This is a genomic window from Spongiivirga sp. MCCC 1A20706, assembly GCF_046524175.1.
Classification (GTDB): domain Bacteria; phylum Bacteroidota; class Bacteroidia; order Flavobacteriales; family Flavobacteriaceae; genus Spongiivirga.
Genome location: NZ_JBEFZF010000002.1, coordinates 701,008 through 721,517, shown reverse-complemented (window position 1 = coordinate 721,517; position 20,510 = coordinate 701,008). Strand labels below are relative to the sequence as shown.

At 35.9% G+C, this 20,510-nt stretch carries 24 protein-coding genes; 10 read left to right on the top strand and 14 right to left on the bottom strand.

From position 1 onward, the window contains the following. Window positions 1-125: 125 nt before the first annotated feature. A complete protein-coding gene (locus tag ABN763_RS07465; protein ID WP_410484820.1) occupies window positions 126-1,019 on the top strand; it encodes a metallophosphoesterase in 894 nt (297 codons plus the stop codon). Between the two features lie 4 nt (window positions 1,020-1,023). Here ABN763_RS07465 and ABN763_RS07460 read toward each other — a convergent pair whose 3' ends face one another. The 4 genes from ABN763_RS07460 to ABN763_RS07445 all read right to left on the bottom strand — a co-directional run bounded on the left by ABN763_RS07460 (window position 1,024) and on the right by ABN763_RS07445 (window position 3,957). Beyond that, window positions 1,024-1,344 carry a ferredoxin gene (locus ABN763_RS07460; RefSeq protein WP_410484819.1) on the bottom strand — a complete coding sequence of 107 codons (321 nt, stop codon included), beginning with the start codon at window positions 1,342-1,344 and terminating at the stop codon, window positions 1,024-1,026. A 61-nt stretch (window positions 1,345-1,405) separates the two neighbouring features. Continuing rightward, window positions 1,406-2,461, bottom strand: a complete 1,056-nt coding sequence (locus tag ABN763_RS07455) for an NAD(P)/FAD-dependent oxidoreductase (protein ID WP_410484818.1) — start codon at window positions 2,459-2,461, stop codon at window positions 1,406-1,408. Window positions 2,462-2,578: 117 nt separating this feature from the next. Next, on the bottom strand, window positions 2,579-2,824 hold the full coding sequence (locus ABN763_RS07450; RefSeq protein ID WP_410484817.1) for a NifU family protein: 246 nt from the start codon (window positions 2,822-2,824) through the stop codon (window positions 2,579-2,581). Between the two features lie 2 nt (window positions 2,825-2,826). Beyond that, on the bottom strand, window positions 2,827-3,957 hold the full coding sequence (locus tag ABN763_RS07445) for a P-loop NTPase (protein WP_410484816.1): 1,131 nt from the start codon (window positions 3,955-3,957) through the stop codon (window positions 2,827-2,829). 166 nt (window positions 3,958-4,123) lie between these two features. Between ABN763_RS07445 and ABN763_RS07440 the strand changes: the two genes are divergently transcribed. The 4 genes from ABN763_RS07440 (at window position 4,124) to ABN763_RS07425 (ending at window position 8,112) form a co-directional block, all read left to right on the top strand. Next, the gene (locus ABN763_RS07440) at window positions 4,124-4,954 is read left to right on the top strand and encodes a hypothetical protein (protein WP_410484815.1); all 831 of its coding nucleotides are present in this window, start codon (window positions 4,124-4,126) and stop codon (window positions 4,952-4,954) included. A gap of 127 nt (window positions 4,955-5,081) precedes the next feature. Further along, a complete protein-coding gene (locus tag ABN763_RS07435; RefSeq protein WP_410484814.1) occupies window positions 5,082-6,188 on the top strand; it encodes a helix-turn-helix domain-containing protein in 1,107 nt (368 codons plus the stop codon). Between the two features lie 109 nt (window positions 6,189-6,297). Then, a complete protein-coding gene (locus tag ABN763_RS07430) occupies window positions 6,298-7,614 on the top strand; it encodes a carboxypeptidase-like regulatory domain-containing protein (RefSeq protein WP_410484813.1) in 1,317 nt (438 codons plus the stop codon). Between the two features lie 3 nt (window positions 7,615-7,617). Beyond that, window positions 7,618-8,112 carry a hypothetical protein gene (locus ABN763_RS07425; RefSeq protein ID WP_410484812.1) on the top strand — a complete coding sequence of 165 codons (495 nt, stop codon included), beginning with the start codon at window positions 7,618-7,620 and terminating at the stop codon, window positions 8,110-8,112. 55 nt (window positions 8,113-8,167) lie between these two features. On the opposite strand, the gene ABN763_RS07420 is transcribed toward ABN763_RS07425, so the two are convergent. From ABN763_RS07420 to trmB, 3 genes are read right to left on the bottom strand one after another with little or no spacing between them, the layout of a single operon-like run. After that, window positions 8,168-8,503: an MGMT family protein gene (locus ABN763_RS07420; protein ID WP_410484811.1), complete on the bottom strand. Its 336-nt coding sequence runs from the start codon at window positions 8,501-8,503 to the stop codon at window positions 8,168-8,170. A gap of 1 nt (window position 8,504) precedes the next feature. Further along, window positions 8,505-9,131, bottom strand: coding sequence for a LysE family translocator (locus tag ABN763_RS07415; RefSeq protein ID WP_410484810.1), 627 nt, complete (start codon window positions 9,129-9,131; stop codon window positions 8,505-8,507). A 3-nt stretch (window positions 9,132-9,134) separates the two neighbouring features. Further along, on the bottom strand, window positions 9,135-9,809 hold the full coding sequence (gene trmB / locus ABN763_RS07410; RefSeq protein WP_410484809.1) for a tRNA (guanosine(46)-N7)-methyltransferase TrmB: 675 nt from the start codon (window positions 9,807-9,809) through the stop codon (window positions 9,135-9,137). Window positions 9,810-9,953: 144 nt separating this feature from the next. Between trmB and ABN763_RS07405 the strand changes: the two genes are divergently transcribed. Further along, window positions 9,954-11,015 carry a glycosyltransferase gene (locus ABN763_RS07405; RefSeq protein WP_410484808.1) on the top strand — a complete coding sequence of 354 codons (1,062 nt, stop codon included), beginning with the start codon at window positions 9,954-9,956 and terminating at the stop codon, window positions 11,013-11,015. Here ABN763_RS07405 and ABN763_RS07400 read toward each other — a convergent pair. Together ABN763_RS07400 and ABN763_RS07395 are read right to left on the bottom strand one after the other, a co-directional pair. Next, entirely contained in the window at window positions 10,989-12,032 is a 1,044-nt protein-coding gene (locus tag ABN763_RS07400) for a sensor histidine kinase (protein WP_410484807.1), read from the bottom strand. The two genes, ABN763_RS07405 and ABN763_RS07400, sit on opposite strands and share 27 nt — an antisense overlap. Next, the gene (locus tag ABN763_RS07395; protein ID WP_410484806.1) at window positions 12,033-12,716 is read right to left on the bottom strand and encodes a response regulator transcription factor; all 684 of its coding nucleotides are present in this window, start codon (window positions 12,714-12,716) and stop codon (window positions 12,033-12,035) included. A 224-nt stretch (window positions 12,717-12,940) separates the two neighbouring features. Here ABN763_RS07395 and ABN763_RS07390 point away from each other — a divergent pair, with 224 nt between their 5' ends. From ABN763_RS07390 to ABN763_RS07380, 3 genes are all read left to right on the top strand, one after another. Next, window positions 12,941-13,309 carry a T9SS type A sorting domain-containing protein gene (locus tag ABN763_RS07390; RefSeq protein WP_410484805.1) on the top strand — a complete coding sequence of 123 codons (369 nt, stop codon included), beginning with the start codon at window positions 12,941-12,943 and terminating at the stop codon, window positions 13,307-13,309. Window positions 13,310-13,355: 46 nt separating this feature from the next. Beyond that, window positions 13,356-14,330: an acyl transferase gene (locus ABN763_RS07385; protein WP_410484804.1), complete on the top strand. Its 975-nt coding sequence runs from the start codon at window positions 13,356-13,358 to the stop codon at window positions 14,328-14,330. A gap of 90 nt (window positions 14,331-14,420) precedes the next feature. Next, window positions 14,421-14,873 carry a YHS domain-containing (seleno)protein gene (locus tag ABN763_RS07380; protein WP_410484803.1) on the top strand — a complete coding sequence of 151 codons (453 nt, stop codon included), beginning with the start codon at window positions 14,421-14,423 and terminating at the stop codon, window positions 14,871-14,873. Between the two features lie 91 nt (window positions 14,874-14,964). Here ABN763_RS07380 and tyrS read toward each other — a convergent pair whose 3' ends face one another. Both tyrS and ABN763_RS07370 read right to left on the bottom strand, forming a co-directional pair. After that, window positions 14,965-16,260 carry a tyrosine--tRNA ligase gene (gene tyrS / locus ABN763_RS07375; RefSeq protein WP_410484802.1) on the bottom strand — a complete coding sequence of 432 codons (1,296 nt, stop codon included), beginning with the start codon at window positions 16,258-16,260 and terminating at the stop codon, window positions 14,965-14,967. A 286-nt stretch (window positions 16,261-16,546) separates the two neighbouring features. After that, window positions 16,547-16,714 (bottom strand): DUF6747 family protein, encoded by a 168-nt coding sequence (locus ABN763_RS07370; RefSeq protein ID WP_410484801.1) that lies wholly within the window; start codon window positions 16,712-16,714, stop codon window positions 16,547-16,549. A 243-nt stretch (window positions 16,715-16,957) separates the two neighbouring features. Between ABN763_RS07370 and ABN763_RS07365 the strand changes: the two genes are divergently transcribed. After that, window positions 16,958-17,974, top strand: a complete 1,017-nt coding sequence (locus ABN763_RS07365) for an NAD-dependent epimerase/dehydratase family protein (protein ID WP_410484800.1) — start codon at window positions 16,958-16,960, stop codon at window positions 17,972-17,974. Here the strand turns inward: ABN763_RS07365 and ABN763_RS07360 are convergent. Genes ABN763_RS07360 through ABN763_RS07350 form a run of 3 tightly spaced genes read right to left on the bottom strand, consistent with a single transcriptional unit; the run spans window position 17,937 to window position 20,465 of the window. Continuing rightward, window positions 17,937-18,398, bottom strand: a complete 462-nt coding sequence (locus ABN763_RS07360; RefSeq protein ID WP_410484799.1) for a DUF4296 domain-containing protein — start codon at window positions 18,396-18,398, stop codon at window positions 17,937-17,939. The two genes, ABN763_RS07365 and ABN763_RS07360, sit on opposite strands and share 38 nt — an antisense overlap. Then, window positions 18,395-19,738 carry a dihydroorotase gene (locus ABN763_RS07355; protein ID WP_410484798.1) on the bottom strand — a complete coding sequence of 448 codons (1,344 nt, stop codon included), beginning with the start codon at window positions 19,736-19,738 and terminating at the stop codon, window positions 18,395-18,397. Before ABN763_RS07355 ends, ABN763_RS07360 begins: the two co-directional genes overlap by 4 nt. Continuing rightward, window positions 19,725-20,465 (bottom strand): polyprenol monophosphomannose synthase, encoded by a 741-nt coding sequence (locus ABN763_RS07350; RefSeq protein WP_410484797.1) that lies wholly within the window; start codon window positions 20,463-20,465, stop codon window positions 19,725-19,727. Before ABN763_RS07350 ends, ABN763_RS07355 begins: the two co-directional genes overlap by 14 nt. Window positions 20,466-20,510 lie beyond the last annotated feature (45 nt).

Genomic DNA, 20,510 nt, shown 5'->3' with positions numbered 1-20,510 from the left:
ACCTTACAGGGTATAATCTGCTATTAATCACTACTTTTATTGAACAAAATAGGATATAACGCTGTCTGGAATTCCAATAAATAGGCATTCTAGACTGGTTAATAATAAAACCAACCTTTTAAATTATGTCATCACAAACCCGACTGACTAGGGCCTATAAAAATGCGAAACGTATTGATTTTGATGACAGTTCTAAGATTGTTTTATTCAGTGATTGTCACAGAGGTGATAATAGCTTTGCTGATGATTTTAGCAATAATAGAAACATTTATTTTCATGCATTAAAGCAATATTATCAAGAAGACTATACTTATATAGAGCTAGGTGATGGGGATGAATTATGGGAAAATCTCACTTTTGAACAAATATTGGTAGCACATAAAAATGTATTTCAGTTGATGCAGATGTTTCATAACAAGCATCGTCTTCACCGTATTTGGGGAAACCACGATATGGTTTATCGCGATCCAGCCTATGTTAAAAAACATTTATTTGAATATTTTGATGAACGGGACGGTTGCAATGAACCGTTGTTTCCTGATATCGAATTACACGAAGCAATTGTGTTAGTCCATCGGGAAACCCAAAAGGAAATATTTTTGTCACATGGTCATCAGGCAGACTGGTGGAACTACCTTTTTTGGAGATGGAGTCGATTTTTAGTAAGAATATTATGGAAACCGCTACAAGTTGTCGGTATTGCAGATCCTACCAGCCCTGCAAAGAATTATAAGGAGCTCATGAAAATTGAGCGCAGAATCAAGAAATGGATCGCAGCTAACAATAACATCATGACTATTGTTGGGCATACTCATAGACCTCGGTTTGCTCATCCTGAAGATAAATTCCCATTTTTTAATGATGGTAGTTGTGTGCATCCTAGAAGTATCACTGGAATTGAAATTGAAAATGGCACCATTAGTTTGATTAAATGGCATATTGCAACATCTGAAGACGGTGTACTACAAATTAAGCGCTCCATATTAGAAGGGCCTGAAAAACTTAGTAGTTATCAATAAAATTCTAGCTTTCGGGGGCTAACTCAACTTCTAAACCATCTAACTCCTTAGTAATAGGAATTTGACAACCTAGTCGGCTGTTGTCTTTTACATAGAAAGCTTCGGCAAGCATCATATCTTCATCAATACCCATTTCCGGCAATTGGTGATCAGATATTATATAACACTGACAAGATGCACACATGGCCATACCTCCACAAGTGCCTTCTACTGGGAGTTCGTATGACTTGCAAACTTCCATCAGGTTCATAGCCATATCGGTGGGTGCGAGTAATTCGTGTACTTGACCTTCTCTATCAGTTACTTTTATGTTGATGTCTGACATTTTCCTTTTGTGAAATAGCCCTACCGGTTTCTTTGAATCTTGTAGGTTAGGGTTTAAAAATTTAACTAATTGTTTTCACCACTGCTTTTGGTGCTTCTTTTTTACTACCATCAAAACCGCTTACACCGCTCACCGTAGTATATTTCATTACATGTTTTTTTCCAGGGTTAATGCGTTGGTATGCACTTTGACACATTAATGTCGCCTCATGAAAACCACATAAAATTAGTTTCAACTTTCCAGGATACGTATTGACATCACCAATAGCATATATGCCTGGAATATTAGTTTGATAATCGAGCGCATTATTCACCACAATGGCGTTTTTTTCTATTTCTAACCCCCAATTAGCAATAGGACCCAGCTTTGGTGCTAAACCAAATAGTGGAATGAAGTGGTCACATCGGTGATCAAACGGTTCTTCACCTTGTTTGTGAATAGTTACTGATTCCAATCGATCAGTGCCATGTAGCGCTGTTATTTCAGCTGGGGTAATAAGTTCTATACGCCCAAGTCGTTTTAGTTCGGCCACCTTTTCAACAGAATCAAGGGCCCCTCTAAATTCATTTCTGCGGTGCACCAATACCACCTCACCCGCGACATTTGATAAATATATGGCCCAATCAAGCGCAGAGTCACCGCCACCGGCAATTACTACTCGTTTTTCTCGATATATTTCTGGATTTTTAATGATGTATTCAACCCCCTTATCTTCAAACTTAGTGATATTATCTAAAGGTGGTTTTCTTGGTTCGAAACTTCCTAAACCGCCTGCTATGGCCACTACAGGAGCATGATGTTTGGTGCCTTTATTGGTAGTAACAATAAAGCTTCCATCTTCTTGTTTTTCGATTGTTTCAGCGCGTTCTCCTAACGTAAAACCTGGCTCAAAAGGTTTAATCTGCTCCATCAAATTGGTCACCAAATCACCAGCCAACACTTCGGGGAAGGCCGGAATATCGTAGATGGGTTTTTTAGGATAAATTTCCGTACACTGGCCACCCGGTTGGGCCAAGGCATCAATTAAATGACACTTTAATTTTAATAATCCAGCTTCAAAAACGGTAAAAAGACCTGTGGGTCCTGCCCCAATTATTAGAATATCTGTTTTGATCATTTTTTAAAAAGATTATGGGAATCTTGCGTGAGGGATTGAGTTATTGTCGCAGCTCGCCACCAAAACATTAAGCATTTTGGTGGAAGCGACTAGCGAAAGCTCGACTGCAGTCACGCCCTAAGCTGGTTCTACATTAACTACCTCTTCTATTTGTGGAGCGTACTTTTTGATAGTCATTTCAACTCCTGATTTTAATGTCATTTGATTGACGCTACACCCGATGCAAGCCCCTTCAAGCTGCACCCTGACAAGTCGATCATTCTCAATAGACAATAAGGAGATATCACCTCCGTCAGAATTAAGGAACGGCCTGATCTCATCAAGCGCTTTTTCAACATTTTCCCTGATCTCTTCAGTCGTCATACTTACTTTTTTACAGCAGAACATCCCGCCATTGTTGTTATCTTTATTGCCTCAGTAGGTGGTAATTGGTCGTTACGATTTACTACTTCTTGCACTATGTTTTTTGTTAACTCGTCAAAAGCTTCTTCGAGTGGGGTAGCAGTTTGTAAAGCTGCTGGCCTACCCACATCACCTGCTTCGCGAATACTTTGCACCAATGGTATTTCTCCTAAAAATGGTACTTCCAGATCCTGGGCTAAATGTTTTGCCCCTTCTTTACCAAAAATATAATATTTATTTTCTGGTAATTCTTCCGGAGTAAAATATGCCATATTCTCAACAATGCCTAATACTGGAACGTTGATGTTTTCTTGCTGAAACATTGCCACTCCTTTCTTAGCATCAGCCAGCGCCACATGCTGGGGTGTACTTACTATTACAGCACCTGTAATTGGCAACGATTGCATAATTGATAGGTGGATATCGCCAGTACCTGGAGGCAGATCTATTAGTAGGAAATCTAGCTCGCCCCAAGCGGCATCAAAAATCATTTGATTAAGTGCTTTTGCAGCCATAGGTCCTCGCCAAATCACAGCCTGATTTGGTTTGGTAAAAAAGCCTATTGATAAAACTTGTACCCCGTAGTTTTCCACGGGCTTCATTTTTGATTTACCATCGACATTAACCGCAAGAGGTCTTTCAAACTCTACATCAAACATAATAGGGACTGATGGGCCATAAATATCAGCATCAAGTATTCCTACCTTAAATCCCATTTTGGCAAGCGTTACCCCAATATTAGCTGTTACTGTAGACTTCCCTACACCGCCCTTGCCTGAAGCTACTGCGATAATATTACGAATGCCCGGCACTGGTTTGCCTTTAATCTCATTAGGGTTTTTAGGGGCATCTACTTTTATATTGACAGTAACCTTAGCATCGGCCGAAACTTTTTCATGAATAACCTTCACTACATCAGCTTCTGCTCTCTTTTTTATATGCATTGCTGGTGTAGCCAATGTTAAATCTACCACTACTTCGTTAGCAAATGTCATAATATTTCGCACCGCACCACTTTCTACCATGTTCTTCCCATCTCCCGCAAGTGTAATGGTTTGTAGCGCTTCTTTTACATCATTTTTAGTGAAACTCATTCGCTTTTGTTCTTCGCTATTTTATACTGATTCTAAATTACAAATATAGGCCTTAAACTTCAGATTTCATTGACTATTTATCGAATGCATTGATAGACAAATTGAAGTAATTTATGTTGTGGTATGATTTGTGATACTGGTTATCAAACTAAAATAACCTAATACGATGATAAGAAGTATCATTACACTATTTCTGATTCTATTTATCTCTTTAAATACGGTTGCACAAACGCGATTAGCACGTGCGAAAGATGACCTGAAAAAGAGCAGTAGTTCTTCTAGCATATCGTCTTCAAATAGCGATGATGATGATGACATTGATTATTCATTTTTAATTGAATTGGCTGAGCCATTGGTTCGTGTTGTCGGTTTTATCTCATATGGTATTTTGGTGGAATCTGAATGGGAATTGGAAAGCAACATGCATTTTGCCAGATTTACTCCCTACCCTTACGCCTTTGATAATTATGGTGACTACATATACGAAGAGCCTAAAGCTATAGATGGCATTACGCCAGCTCGAGTTACAATAAACAATAATTTTGTGAGAGCTGATAGCAAGCTTTGGGGAAATCACTTAAACGGTCAATTACGGTTTGAAAAACGCTTTTCGATAGATGCGGGTTATTTGCAACTTTTTGAGCAAGGCCCTTTTGGAACCGAATCGTTTAGCTTGTTTAATTTTACAGCAAACTACTATCGTATTCGTACTCCTAATTTTATGCTTTGGTATGGCCCCGGGATTACTTATGTTGGAAATGAGGTTAATCAGTTTGGTTTCACTCTCAATGGGGGTGCCGAGTGGTTTTTAGGGAAACCCATAGGTCTTTACGCAAATTACAAGCATGCCTTTTTAGGCAGTGATAGTGTTGGTATACTTGAAAGTCGTTTGAAATATCACCTAAAACGATATCATCTTTCCGGTGGTTTCGAGCGATATCGCCTAGGAAGTGTTTTTATTTCCAATGTAGCATTTGGAGTTGGTGCGACTTTTTAAATAACCACTATCGATTTTTAAGATATGCTAACTAACAACAAGGGTTAAATTCTAAGGAAAAAACAATCGCCTACACTAAGAGACAGTTGTTGAAAGTTAAATCCTAACTTTGTTTCAATTTTGAGCAATGAGTCTACCAATACTGGTTTTTCTATTTTTTACCTTTCTTGGATTTTTACTCTCCATATTCTTTTTCCTTAAAAAGCATGGTGACCATTTTGCAAATCGTTTATTAGGTCTCTATACCTTTTTATTTGCGTTAGAAATGCTCCATGGCTGCCTAAAATGGTCAGGCCTATTAGTCTCACCTTACTTTACACACTTCACTTTAATCAATGCGCTACTATGGACGAGTTACGGTCCAATTGTCTATGCATATATTAGGCGAGTTTTTACTGCTGAAGGGATGCAACTTAAAGACTTTATTTTATGGTTACCAACAGCAATTGTGTTCTTACTGCATTCTCCGTTTTACTTTAAATCTACTAGAAGTAAGATTGACATAATTACCAGAGGCGAGACTTACGAACATGCGATTTTCCCTCCCTACGCGATATGGTTAGTTATAATGGTCATGACTTTTTATGCCGTTTATACATTTATCATTTTTACCAAAAAAAAAGCTGGATATAGGGAAACTGTGTGGCTAAAATGGTTTATGTCAACCTATATAGGCTTTGTATTTTTCTTCTTTTTGTATGTGTTTTTAGTGCGTTTCGATTTTATGGAGGCCAAATACGATTATTTCATAGACGCCATCATTACTATTTTTATCATAGCACTTGCATATTTTGGTTTTGTACAACCTGAAGTTTTTAAGGGGGCAAAACCTTTAAAAGAATTAATTCCTTTTACCAAATACCGCAAAACCGGATTAACACCTTTACTATCGACAGAACTTAAGAACAAATTAGACGGTATCATGGAGGACGAAAAACCATACCTGAATCATGATTTACGTCTCAACGATGTAGCGACTTTGTTGAATGTAAGTAGAAATCACGCATCTCAAATCATTAATGAGAATTATAATTTGTCCTTTTTTGATTTTGTAAACAAGTACAGAATTGATGAAGCGATCAGATTGTTGTTGAACAACGAAAATGTTCATTTGAACATTACACAAATTGCTTATAGTTCTGGTTTTAATAGTAGAGCATCTTTTTACAAAGCATTTAAGAAATTTACAGATGTCTCACCTACATCATATTTAAAACACATATCAGCTTCGTAAGTGTCTCCAATTGTAGGCAAGTTTGTCTCTTAATGTAAGCCTTGACCTTTATACGAGGGAAATGGCATAATTTTCTTTGGCAAATAGAAATTGGTTAAAAATGAAAATTATGAAATTACGACATCCACTATTAAAGCTTTTGGTAACATTTAGTATGACGCTGGTGCTATGCAACCAGAATATATCAGCCTTTCCAACCACATCTTTCATCACCAAAAAAACAACAGACATCAGAGAAATTAAAGGAGAAGTTATAGATGCAGATACCAAAAAACCACTAGTTTTTGCAACCTTAAATTTATTAGGATCCAATATAAGTTCCATCACAAATACTGAAGGCAAGTTCGTTTTGAAAGTACCTAGTTCGTTAAATAAAGGCAAAGTGCTGGTGTCGTTTTTAGGTTATAAATCAAAAGAGATCACACTATCCCAACTTTCAAAGGACTTTAATACCATATCATTAACTGAATCAGTTACTGAACTAAAAGAAATCAGTGTGATATCTGTAAGAGACGCAGCAAATTTAGTACGAGAAGTATTCAAAAACAAAGCAGACAACTATTTGAAAGATCCAACAACAATGACGGCCTTTTATCGTGAGAGCATTAAAAGAAGAAATAGAAATGTAATGCTTTCTGAAGCTGTAGTAAATATTTACAAACAACCCTACACCAATAAAGGCAGAGATAATATTAAGATTTACAAAGCCAGAAAAAGTACTGATTATAGACGTTTAGACACAGTGGCATTTAAGTTACAAGGTGGCCCTTTTAACAGTTTGTTTCTTGATGTAATAAAGTATCCCGAATATATTTTTAATGAATTTATTGACCAATATAATTTTAATTTTGATCGTTCTACAGAGATCAATGGACAGCCAATTTATGTCATAAATTTTGCTCAAAAAAAGGGCATTGATGATCCGTTATACAAAGGTGAACTATTTATTGAGCCTAAACATAAGGTGTTGGTTAGTGCCGTATACAGTTTGAATATAACAGATTCAAAAGAAGCTAGTAAACTTTTTGTACGCAAAAAACCAAGAAACGCCTCGGTATATCCTAAAGAAGTTGTGTACAGGGTAGATTATAAAGAAAGTCAGGGTAAATGGCATTATTCGTATGGTAACGCTATGCTAAAGTTCAAGATTGACTGGGACAAAAAACTATTTAATAGCACCTATACCATGAATTCTGAAATGGCAATTACTGATTGGCAAAAGAGCACTATTGATACACCTAAAAGAAAGGATTTTATTAAGTCGTCAATTATTTTAAGCGATGAAACTTCCGGTTTTTCAGATCCTGATTTTTGGGGGGATTATAATATCATCGAACCTGAAAAAAATATAGAGTCTGCTATTAAAAAAATCCGTAAACAATTAGAACGAACAAAAGCAAAACAAGGCAGTTTTTCCAAACCTTAATTAATGAGATACATTTTATTTATAGTTGCTGTTCTTATTTTTACTTCATGTCGAAACGAGAACGGTAATATCTTAAAAGGCGCTTGGCTGGTTGAAGAAATTCATTGGATCACTAAGGATACCACCTATTCTATAAACAAGGCTCAACCAGGAATTTTTATAATAAGTGATTCTGTTTATAGTTTCATTTGGACACCGATAAAAGAAAAAAGAAAGTCATTTAAAAAATTGGCAACGCCAACTACGGAAGAAATCATCTACGGTTTCCAATCAATAGTGCTCAACGCAGGAACTTACCAAATGACCGATTCTGTTTTAACAATAAACGCAATTGTTGCTAAAGTACCGGGATTTGAAGGTGGTCAACAAACATTTTCTTACCAAATAAATGATGATACACTACAGCTAAAGATGGTAGACGAGACATATCCCAACGGAGCAAAGCCAGCATGGTTTGGTAAGTTGGAAACTCAATTTGTGATGAGCAGATTAGATTAATTTAAGACTTAAATACCGAAACAAGCTTAAAATATTTAAGTTCAGTATATAAAATTTAGAGTTCTTTAGCTGGGTCCCAGAAAATTGCATCGAAGTTTTGAATTTGATTTTCGACAACCTCAATCCCTTCGCTTTCTAATAACTGTTGCATAAGATTAGTGCCTTGAAAATGGTGCTTCCCTGTTAGCAGTCCTATTTTATTGACTACTCGATGTGCAGGTATATCTTCTTTGTTAAAAGACCCATTCATTGCCCATCCAACCATACGGGCACTTCTAGCAGCACCAAGGTATTTAGCAATAGCTCCATATGAGGTTACCCGACCATACGGTATTAATCTGGCTACATCGTATACCTTTTCAAAAAAATTCTCATTTTCTTTCTTTGCCATTTTATCTATTATAGATACGAATTATGGTAAATACTGCTACGAACATCGTAATTACTGCCAAAAAATAGTTGATGTTGTTGGCAAAAGCTTCGCCTCGTTCTTTCAACTTTCTTATCAAAAAAGTATATAACCACAATGCTAAAAATGTACCTATTGCAGCACTCGCAACAAATGTTGAAACCGTCATCATCTCGAAAGTAAATAATGAACGTGCACTTAAAAACGTACTGTAAGCCACATAAAATGGTATGGGAAAAATGTTAATTGACGATAAGAACAAACCCAACCCAAAGACGCTTTTTTTGTTCTTTATTTTAATCTCATTAGCCGATTTATGCTCTGCTCTTGCCTTAAAAAAGAAATAAATTGAAAGAATAAAGAAAATACCAACTGCTACCTTTTCTAAAAATTCAATAACCTCAGGATGCTTGTTTAGATATTTTGAAGTTAAAACTGCAATAGAAACCTGCGCAATCACAATTAACGAAGCTCCCAGTGAAAATAATAATGACTTCGCTTTACCTTGATTAACGCACAATTTGGCGGCGGTCATATTGAGTAAACCGGGCGGAATTACCCCTATAAAACCAGCTAAAAAGCCAAATAAAAAATGAGATGCAATGGTCAAAGGTTAGGTAAATTTAAACCGAATATACGTAATCGCTTTGTTTTTTTCTAGGTATTGTTTTTCATAGAAGGTTTGAATTGAAATCACCTCCTCGGGGCTATACGTATTACTATAGACATCATGATGCGCATATTCAACCTCATAACCCAAAGCGTGCAACAACCCTAGGGTATAGCCATGCATAAACTCACTATCTGTTTTTAAGTGCATTACGCCACTTGGTTTTAAAATAGCTCGGTACTTTTCTAGAAAATCAATGTTAGTTAAGCGATGTTTCGTACGCTTATACTTTATCTGCGGATCGGGAAACGTAATCCAGATTTCAGACACCTCATTTTCATCAAATAACTGATCAATCAGTTCAATCTGTGTGCGTAAAAACCCGATATTCTTTATATTTTCTTCTATTCCAGTTTTTGCACCTCTCCAAAAACGCGCGCCTTTTATATCAACCCCGATAAAATTCTTATTCGGATATTTTTGTCCTAATGCTACAGTATATTCCCCTTTTCCGCAACCTAATTCTAACACAATGGGATTATCGTTTTTAAAAAAATCAGAACTCCATTTTCCTTTTAAGGCAAATTTTCTGTTTGTAATTTCATCTCGATTTGGCTGAACTACATTTTTAAATTGCTCGTTTTCTCTAAATCTCTTTAATTTATTCTTGCTACCCACGTCGCGCTAAACTTTGTTGCAAAATTAACAAACATATCAGGAATTGCTCTCAGATAAATTCATATTGTGATATCATAATTACCGGTATTAAACATAACTTAAAGTCTTGGTTTGTATTGATGTGATTAGTTTATCTTTGTTTGCATGACCAAGCAAAAAACCATTCTAGTAGCGCCTTTGAATTGGGGATTGGGGCATGCTACGCGCTGTATTCCTATTATCAAAGCCCTACAAGAAAAAGGATTTAACGTACTTGTTGGCAGTGATGGTGTTGCCCTGAGTTTGTTACAGAAAGAATTTCCTGAAATAAGCTTTATTGAACTTCCTTCTTATAACATAAAATACGCCAAGAAAGGGAAAAACTTTAAGTTGAAAATGATCAAAGATTCACCTAAAGTTTTAAAGGCTATAGCTAATGAAAAAAAGGTGATTAAAAAGCTTGTAAAAGAAGGCCGTATTCAAGGTATTATTTCTGATAATAGAATGGGAGTTCGACATAAATCGGTGCCCTGCGTTTTCATAACTCATCAATTGAACGTATTGTCGGGAAGTACTTCTTGGTTAAGTAGTAAATTACATCAGGAAATTATCAAAAAGTTCCAAGAATGCTGGGTGCCGGATGTAGAGGGAAAGCCAAATTTAAGCGGAAAACTAGGTCATCTAAAAAAAACAACATTACCTATAAAATATATAGGTCCGTTAAGTAGATTGAACAAATTAGAAGCAATCACTTTTTATGACTTGATGGTTATTATTAGCGGACCTGAACCACAACGAACACTGCTGGAAGAAAAACTTTTTGAAGAAGTAAAAATGTTCAATGGTAAGGTACTTTTTATACGAGGAAAAATTGAAGCGAAACAAGAAAAGTTCGATTTTTTAAACACCAGTGTATTTAATTTTATGAATAGCGAATCACTTGAATTGGCATTTAATCAAAGTGAAATGGTTTTGTGTAGATCTGGCTATACCACTATTATGGACCTTGCCAAATTGGAGAAAAAGGCTTTTTTTATACCAACACCGGGCCAATTTGAACAAGAATACCTTGCTAAGAAACTAGATAAACAAGGAATAGTCCCTTTTTGCAATCAAGAAGACTTTAGCATTAGTAAACTTAACAGGGTGAAGGAATACCAAGGTTTTTCTGCTTTTAATAAACCTATAGCACTAACAGATTTATTTGGTCTTTTCGAGGGTGAATGAAAATTCTGATCCTACCCCAAAATCGCTTTCTACATAAATACGCTCAGAATGAGCTTCAATAATATGTTTCACAATAGAAAGTCCTAGGCCTGAACCTCCTTCTTTTCTAGAGCCACTTTTATCAACTCGGTAAAAACGTTCAAAAATTCGCGGTAGGTGTTCTTTAGCAATACCTTCACCATTATCGGTAATACGAACTATTACCTTATTCATAATCAGGTTTTCTATACTAACCTCGGTAGTACCGCCTTCTGCACCGTATTTTATTGAGTTAACCACCAAATTAGTAACTACCTGTTGTATGCGCTCTTTATCTGCGTTTACCCATATGGGTTCTTCATACTCCATATCAAACATTAGGGTAATGTCCTTTTTGGAAGCCTTCATTTCAAGAAGATCAAATACATTCTGTACCAGATCAACGATATCAAAACGTTCGTATTCTAAATTAAGATTACCCATTTCTAATTTGGTAATCATATCAAGATCACTAACTATATAGACTAATCGCTCGACCCCCTTACTTGCCCGTTGTAAGTATTTTTTTTGAAGTGAAGGATTGTTCATGGCCCCATCAAGCAAGGTCAATATATACCCTTGAACTGTGAATAATGGTGTTTTCAACTCATGAGATACGTTCCCCATAAATTCCTTTCGGTAATTTTCTTTAATGCGAAGCGTTTCCACCTCAAGTTTTTTGTTTCTGGCGAACTGCTCGATATCCCTGGTCAGGGTTTTCATATCTGTCGTAATGGGTTGTTTTTCAAAAGTGGTAGATTCTAAAAGCGTAACATCATCATATATCTGTTTGATTCTTCGATATATAAAACGTTGCACCCCATATTGAATGACTAAAAAACAACTGACGAATACCAGCGTAGGGAATAGAATGGAAATCCACAGATTAAATTCAAAATATAATAATTGAAGAACTACAAATACGATTGTTAAAACAACAGCGATAAAGATCGAAGCTCGCAGTGCAAACCTATAAGAAGTTTTAAGTTCTCTAGACATTTATTGTATATACTTGTAACCAACACCTTTGATTGTTTGAAAGTATTGATCCCCTATCTTTTTTCGCAATTTACGAATATGTACATCAATAGTGCGTCCGCCAACAATGACCTCACTTCCCCATACCTTATCGAGAATTTCTTCGCGCTTAAATACTTTACCCGGCTTTGAAGTAAGTAATGCCAACAATTCAAATTCTTTTCTAGGCAAAACCATTTCCTCTCCGCTTTTAATGATCTTATACGCTTCGCGATCTATAGTTATTTCACCTACAGATACTACTTGGGGATTACTATCAGCATCTTTTAAACGTCTTAGCAGCGCTTTTACTTTACTTACCAAAACCTTGGGTTTAATAGGTTTAGTAATATAGTCATCTGCTCCAGCTTCAAAACCGGCCACCTGAGAGTAGTCTTCACCACGAGCGGTCAAAAAAGTGATTAGCACATTGTTCATATCCGGAAGTCTTCTAATCTCCTCGCAAGCCTCAATACCATCCATTTCTGGCATCATTACATCCAAAATAATTAAATGAGGTTTGTGCTTTTTAGTCTTTTCAATGGCTTGAACTCCATTTTTGGCGGTTATTACGTTATAACCTTCAGATGATAAATTATAACCGACAATTTCTAAGATATCCGGTTCATCATCCACTAAAAGAATTTTAGTATCCTTTTTTTTCATGTTGCTTTACGCATGATTGTTACCCAAAAGTAACGATTAAATTAATTGATTGTCTGAATTTACATTGATTTAATATAGGTAACACATAGTTAACAAATTGATTAAATGCCCTTTACCATTCATCGATTTTTAATGTAAAATGCTAAAAAAAGATTGTTTTTCTCAATTAGCTTCGTATATTGCTTATCTGTTAGACCCCAATCTGGCACCTAAAACTTACACCTATGAACAAATTATGCACAGCATTTATGCTAAGCATCTTACCTTGCTTGGCACTTGCCCAAATGGCGGCAACGCCGAACGAAAATCCGGAAAAAGACATTCAAAAAATCTCTTCTAAAGAAGAAGCCGTAAAACAAGACGGAGGCATTTTAATGTATCCTAACCCTGTTGTTCACAGTAAATTTGTTACTATCACATCTGACAAAGAACTACAAAAAGATGTGCTGGTCTACAATGTAATGGGCAAAGAAATCTTAAAACAACAATTAAAAAATAATCGCTTAGATGTAACCAGCCTTAACGCAGGTATTTACATCATGAAAGTTGTTCAAGATGGAAGATATATTGCTAGAAAATTGGTAATCAGGTAAATACTAATTTTATTTAGTGTCATGGTTTACCCTACTTTTGTAGGGTATGATTACACACGACATTTTTTCAATACAAGATGAACAAGATTTCAAAGAAGCGGCACTTGCCACCTTTGCTTATCAATTTGAAAATAATGTCGTGTATAGATCATATTGCGATCTATTATATAAGCATCCTGGTGATATACAAGTGGTAGAGGATATCCCTTTTTTACCCATTCAGTTTTTTAAATCGCATAGAGTAATAAGTACTCAAGCTAGCAGCTTCACAAACTTCACTAGCAGCGGCACAACAGGAACATCAAGTACTCATTTTGTAACTGATATAAACCTTTACGAAAAAAGTTACTTAAGTGCATTTCGTCATTTTTACGATTCGGTTAGTGACTATGCGGTTTTAGCGTTGCTTCCATCATATTTAGAAAGAGAAGGCTCTTCATTAATATATATGGTGGACGACCTTATTGCAAAAAGTAATCATCCAAAGAGTGGTTTTTACCTTCACGATCTCGATTCATTAGCAAATACTTTAAACGAATTAGAAAAACAAGGACAACAAACTTTGCTTGTAGGAGTTTCGTTTGCACTATTAGATCTTATTGAAGAGAAATCATTCAACTTAAGTCATACAACAATTATGGAAACAGGAGGAATGAAAGGTAGACGAAAAGAACTTACCAGAGCTGAATTACATGAACAACTTAAACAAGGATTTGGTGTAAAGAGCATACATAGTGAATATGGTATGACCGAATTACTCTCACAAGCATATTCAAAAGGAAATGGCATTTTCAAATGCCCTCCATGGATGCGTGTAGTTGCCAGAGAAACAGATGACCCATTGAGCATTAAGCAAGACAATACTACAGGTGGCTTAAATGTGGTCGATCTTGCCAACTATCATTCCTGTTCATTTATTGCGACTCAAGACCTATGTAAAATTCATACAAAAAATACATTTGAAGTGCTTGGTAGGTTTGATAATGCTGACGTTAGAGGTTGTAATTTAATGGTGTTATAATTTTCGTAGTCACCTAAAAATGCTAAACTTTTCTTAATGCTGTAATGTCTTTTCTTTTTTGCGACCTAAACATTATTCAAAGATGTAAAAATGAAAAAAATATTAGGAGTCTTATTTTTTTTAATTGCTTTTGTAAGTAATGCTCAAAGTATAGACTACTATACCAAGAAAGGATTTGCTGTCGAAGGTTATGATGTCGTTTCTTATTTTGATGGCACACCTAAAAAAGGGAGTAAAAGCATAACAAGCGAGCACGACGGAGTAAAGTTTAGTTTTTCATCAAAAGCTAACTTAGAACGTTTTAAAGCAGACCCTGAAAAGTATATTCCCGAGTATGGTGGATACTGTGCTTATGCAGTAGCAGTGAAGGGTAAAAAAGTAAAAATTGACCCTGAGACCTACGAGATTAGAGATGATAAATTGTATCTTTTTTATAATGCATGGGGCACCAATACACTAGAACTGTGGACAAAAGAAGGCGCTGAAAAGTTAAAGACAGATGCCGACAAAAAATGGGAAAAAATTAAAAAGAGAAAAAGTTAAGGTTAGTTGTTTAGTTATTTAGTTTCGAAAAGCCTCGCATATCTACAAAAAATGCGGGGCTTTTCATTTTTAGCTCATTTTACTGTTTATATCACTCAAAAATCACCAAGTAATTATTTCTTTTCCCTTTTTGTAATAACACGTACTTCTCATTTATTAAATCGGAAGCAGAAATAGTATAATCTTCTTTTACCTTTTCCTTATTAACAGCTATCGAATTTTGTTTTAGTTCTCGTCTTGCTTCACCGTTTGAGCCCAAAAATCCAGTTTTTGCTGCTAACGCACCGATCATGTCTAAACCGTTTTCAAGTTCACTTATCGGTAAGGTTGCTTGCGGCACTCCTTCAAATACATCTAAAAACGTTTGTTCATCTAGTTGATTCAGATCATCGGAGGTAGATTTACCGAACAAGATAGCCGATGCCTTTATTGCATTATCAAGATCGTCTTGACCATGAACCAGTTTAGTAACTTCTTCAGCAACTCGTTTTTGTAATAATCGTAAATGCGGATTTTCTTGATGTTCTTTAATTAAACTATCGATTTCATCTTTTGTAAGAAAGGTGAAAATCTTCACATATTTCTCAGCATCAACATCAGTAGCATTTAACCAGTACTGATAAAATTTATATGGTGATGTCCTTGTTTTATCTAACCAAACATTACCTCCTTCGGTTTTGCCAAATTTGGTCCCGTCTGCTTTTGTAATCAGCGGACAGGTAAGTGCATAGGCTTTTCCTCCTGACTTCCTTCTAATCAACTCAGTCCCTGTGGTGATATTTCCCCACTGATCTGATCCCCCCATTTGCAGCAAGCAGTCATATTCGTTATATAAATGCAAGAAATCATATCCTTGAAACAGTTGGTAAGTAAACTCAGTAAATGACATTCCAACCTTAGATTCCGCGCTCAATCTCTTCTTAACGGAGTCTTTAGCCATCATGTAATTAACGGTAAGATGCTTCCCTATATCGCGTACAAAATCGATTAACGAAAAGTCTTTCATCCAATCGTAATTGTTCACCAATTGCGCACTATTTCCATCTTTTGAATTGAAGTCAAGAAAGCGCTCAAGTTGCGCTTTAATCCCTTTAATATTCCTTTCTAAGGTAGCTTCGTCTAATAAATTTCGCTCGTCTGACTTACCTGAAGGATCACCAATCATACCGGTAGCCCCACCAACAAGTGCAATAGGTGTATGACCTGCACGCTGAAAGTGCATCAATATCATTATTTGCACAAGGCTCCCAATATGCAATGAATCGGCTGTTGGATCAAACCCGATATAGCCAGCAATGGATTTTTTAAGCAAGGTTTCCTCAGTTTCCGGCATTACATCATGCACCATACCTCGCCACCGAAGTTCTTCAACAAAATTTATACTCATCTCATTCTTTTAAATTACGGGCAAATATACTAATTGCATCACGCTAAAAAACGCAAAAAACACCTGAAAATTTAGCCGTTTTACTATGTGCTTTAACCACAATGTGAAGTTCTATTTCATAAAACGGATTAAACCTTACTTATTCTTGTTTTGTTTAACCATTAACTAGGGTTAAAACTGATTTCCGCTAGCAATACACTACAGAATCGTATTTCAGATCAAAGTTCTTTTTAAAAACAAAAAAACCGCCCAAAAGGCGGTCTTATTTACTTGGTCGATAATGCTACTAAATGGTGAAGAATCCGGTACAGATTCTAAATACAAATGCAAATAGCCCAATAACAGTAGTCCCCAACACGAACCAAGCTATACTTTTTAACAGCATTTCATATGCCGTATTTAGTCCGTTGAATGCCTCAGCATATAATCTTTTAAAGAGTAGTAGTGTTGTCATAATCTATTGTTTTTAAACGTAACTTTATTAAAACAATAGGTTCTACAGATTGGTTGGTTCAAATGTAGAACTGGGCTTTAAACCCTGCAAATTGATTAAATAAAATACTCGTTTAGCCCATTTAAAAAATCGTTGATTGCCATATATGTTAATTTTTTAACATTTTGTATTAACAAAAAATTAACATTTCTGATTGCTTAAACCTTCAACTGTAATTAACACGTTAATAACTACTTTTACCACATGATACTTGTCACAGGAGCAACAGGTTTAGTCGGAAGTCATTTGTTAGCTAAACTCTTACTTAGCAATACCCAGGTTCGCGCCATATACCGAACCGAAAAAAAGCGGCTAGCTGTAAAAAAAATAATTGCTTATTATTCAGACGCCTCCGAGGTTTTGTTTGACAAAATTGATTGGATTCAAGCAGATATCAATGATATTACTCAACTTTCTAAAGCTTTTGAGCAGATTAACATCGTTTATCATTGTGCTGCTGTTATTTCTTTTGATGAATCTTTCGGAAAGCATTTGAGAAAAGTAAACATCGAAGGCACTGCCAACATTGTCAACCTGTGTTTAAGCAATAGGATTAAAAAACTATGTTATACAAGTTCAATAGCAACTTTAGGGCTAAGCGATAACAACGAGCCAATTACTGAGGAAACTCATTGGAATCCTGAAGCACAAAACAACATATATGCGATTACCAAATACGGGGCTGAATTAGAAGTTTGGAGGGCTTCACAAGAAGGATTAAACACGGTAATTGTCAATCCCGGTGTAATTTTGGGAAGTGGATTTTGGGATGAAGGAAGCGGACAGCTAGTAAAGCATATAGCAAGCGGGTTTAAATATTATACGATGGGCAGCGTTGGCTACGTTGATGTTGAAGATGTTGTACAAGCAATGATCAAACTTGTAGAAGGTGGCATTATTAATGAGCGGTTTATTCTGGTTTCTGAAAACAAGTCTTTCAAAGAAGTTTTTTCAATGATGGCAACTTCACTTGGTGTAAAACCGCCCTCTGTTTTAGCAACAAACTGGATGTTAGGTCTTGCTTGGCGATTTGACAAATTAACCCACTTTCTTTTTAGAAAAAAACGTGGCTTTTTTAAAGCTAGTGCTATTTCAGCTACTCAGGAGCTAGATTATAGTAACCAAAAAATAAAAAAAGCCTTAGGGTTTGAGTTTACTCCATTAGATAAAACCATAAAAAAAGTTACTCGATACTATCTTGCTGAGGCTTCTCAGCAGTAAGCATTTTTTCTTTTTTTCTTTCCTCTAATAAGGAGTCTTTTAGTTTTATACTCTTGGCCTTTAATTTGTTCTTCTTACTAATCGAATCTCGCTCTTTTTCAAAAATTTTCTTTTGTTCTTCTAAACGACTATTAATTACATTGTACATTTCGGCCATCTCAGAAGGTTTAGACGCATAGTAAGTCATGCTCTTAGCCAGCTGGATACTATCAATACTGTATTTTGTAAATACATATTGATCTGCATCGATGCTATTATCAGACAATACTTCTTTTGCGCTACTTTTTGTAGCGCTTAGCATATGAAGGTCATATAGTACTTGAACCATCTTATCTTTTCCAATTAAGTTATCCGGTTTTTTGATGGCATTTGGTTTCTTACAAGAACAAACCAATATCAATATCACAGCAAGTAACTTTCTCATCGGTCGAATGTCAGTTGTTTTCCATGTAACTCATTATCAAAATTCCCATTTTCATACGCCAATCTACCATTTACAAACGTATGTGTCACCCGATGGTTAAAAGTAGTTCCTTCAAAAGGTGACCAGCCGCACTTATAAAGAATATTGCCTTTTTCAACAGTCCAAGAAGCTTCAGGAGATACCAAAACTAAATCAGCATAGTATCCTTCTTTAATAAATCCTCTTTTTTCTATATCAAACAAAATTGCAGGATTATGACACATTTTTTGCACAGCTTTTTCATAGCTTATTTTTCCTAGGGTAACCGCCTCCAAAATGCCCACCATGGCATGTTGTACTAACGGACCACCTGATGGTGCTTTGGTATAAACATTGGCTTTTTCATCAATAGTATGCGGTGCATGGTCAGTAGCGATAACATCAATACGATCATCGAGCAGTGCCTCCCATAGTTGCTCACGATCGGAGGCAGTTTTTACTGCTGGATTCCACTTTATATGAGTGCCTTTAGTAGCGTAGTCCTCATCTGAAAACCATAGGTGATGTAAACAAACCTCTGATGTTATTTGCTTATTTTTTAACGGGGTTTTATTCTCAAATAATCCAGTTTCTTTTCCTGTAGATAGATGAAAGACATGTACTCTAGCTCCAGTTTCTTTGGCCAATTCAATTGCATTTGAAGATGAAATATAACAAGCCTCTTCGCTTCGTATTTCTGGATGCTTTTCGATAGGAATGTCATCACCATACGTAGCTTTATAATCTGCCAGATTTTTCCGAATGGTTGTTTCGTCTTCGCAATGTAACGCAATGCGGAGTTTGGTATTACTGAAAATGTTGCGAAGTACTTCCTCATCATCTACCAACATATTGCCAGTACTACTTCCTAAAAACAGCTTTAATGCAGCTACTTTTTTAGGATCAATCTTCAATATTTCGTCTAAATTATCATTCGTACCACCAAACATAAAGTTATAGTTGGCATAACTTGTTTTAGCAGCAATTGCTAGTTTTTTATCAAATTCCTCTATCGTCGTAGTTTGCGGATTGGTATTTGGCATCTCTATGAAGGAAGTTATCCCTCCAGCTATAGCTGCTTTCGATTCTGTTGCTATAGTACCCTTATGGGTTAATCCAGGCTCTCTAAAATGCACCTGATCATCTATCATTCCCGGCAACAAAAGTTTACCGCTAGCATCAATAACAGTATCTTGGTCACTAGCCTCAATAGAAGGTGCAACTTGAACAATAAAATCTCCTTCTATCAGTACATCATTGTTACCAGTGCTTCCTTCATTAACAACTAATGCATTTTTAATTAGTGTTCTATTTTTGCTCATATTGTTTTCTATTAAAAATACTGCGCAGCTTCATTGTCATTATTCCGAATATCGCTTCAGAAAAAATCGAAGTGTTCATTTTTGATTTACCGTATGCTCTATTCGTAAAAATAACTGAAACCTCCTTTATTTTAAAGCCCTTTAACCAAGCTTTAAACTTTAATTCGACTTGAAAAGCATATCCTACAAATTGAATTTTTTCAAAGTTAATTGCTTCTAAAACTTCTCGTTTATAGCAAATAAAACCAGCGGTCGCATCTTTTACCGGAAGTCCTGTAATAAAACGAACGTACATACTTGCAAAATATGAAAGTAATACACGACCTAAAGGCCAGTTTACCACGTTGACCCCTTTTACATAACGAGATCCTACCGCAACATCATAACCATCTTCTTTACAGGTATTGTATAATTTGATTAAATCATTAGGGTCATGAGAATAATCCGCATCCATCTCAAAAATAAAATCATACGAACGCTCCAAAGCCCATTTAAAGCCGGCTATATAGGCCACTCCTAAACCTTTTTTTTCTTTCCTGTTCAGCATAAAAAGCTGATGTTCATAACGCTGCTGAAGCTTTGTCACCAACGCAGCCGTACCATCAGGAGAATTATCGTCAACCACCAATACATGAAAAGAGGGACGCTTTGCAAATACGGCATTTACAATACGGCTTATATTTTCTAGCTCATTATACGTAGGTATGATTACCAGCGCATCACTCATTTAGTCAGTGTTTATTTTGGGCAACAAAAGTACACATTTTGATAT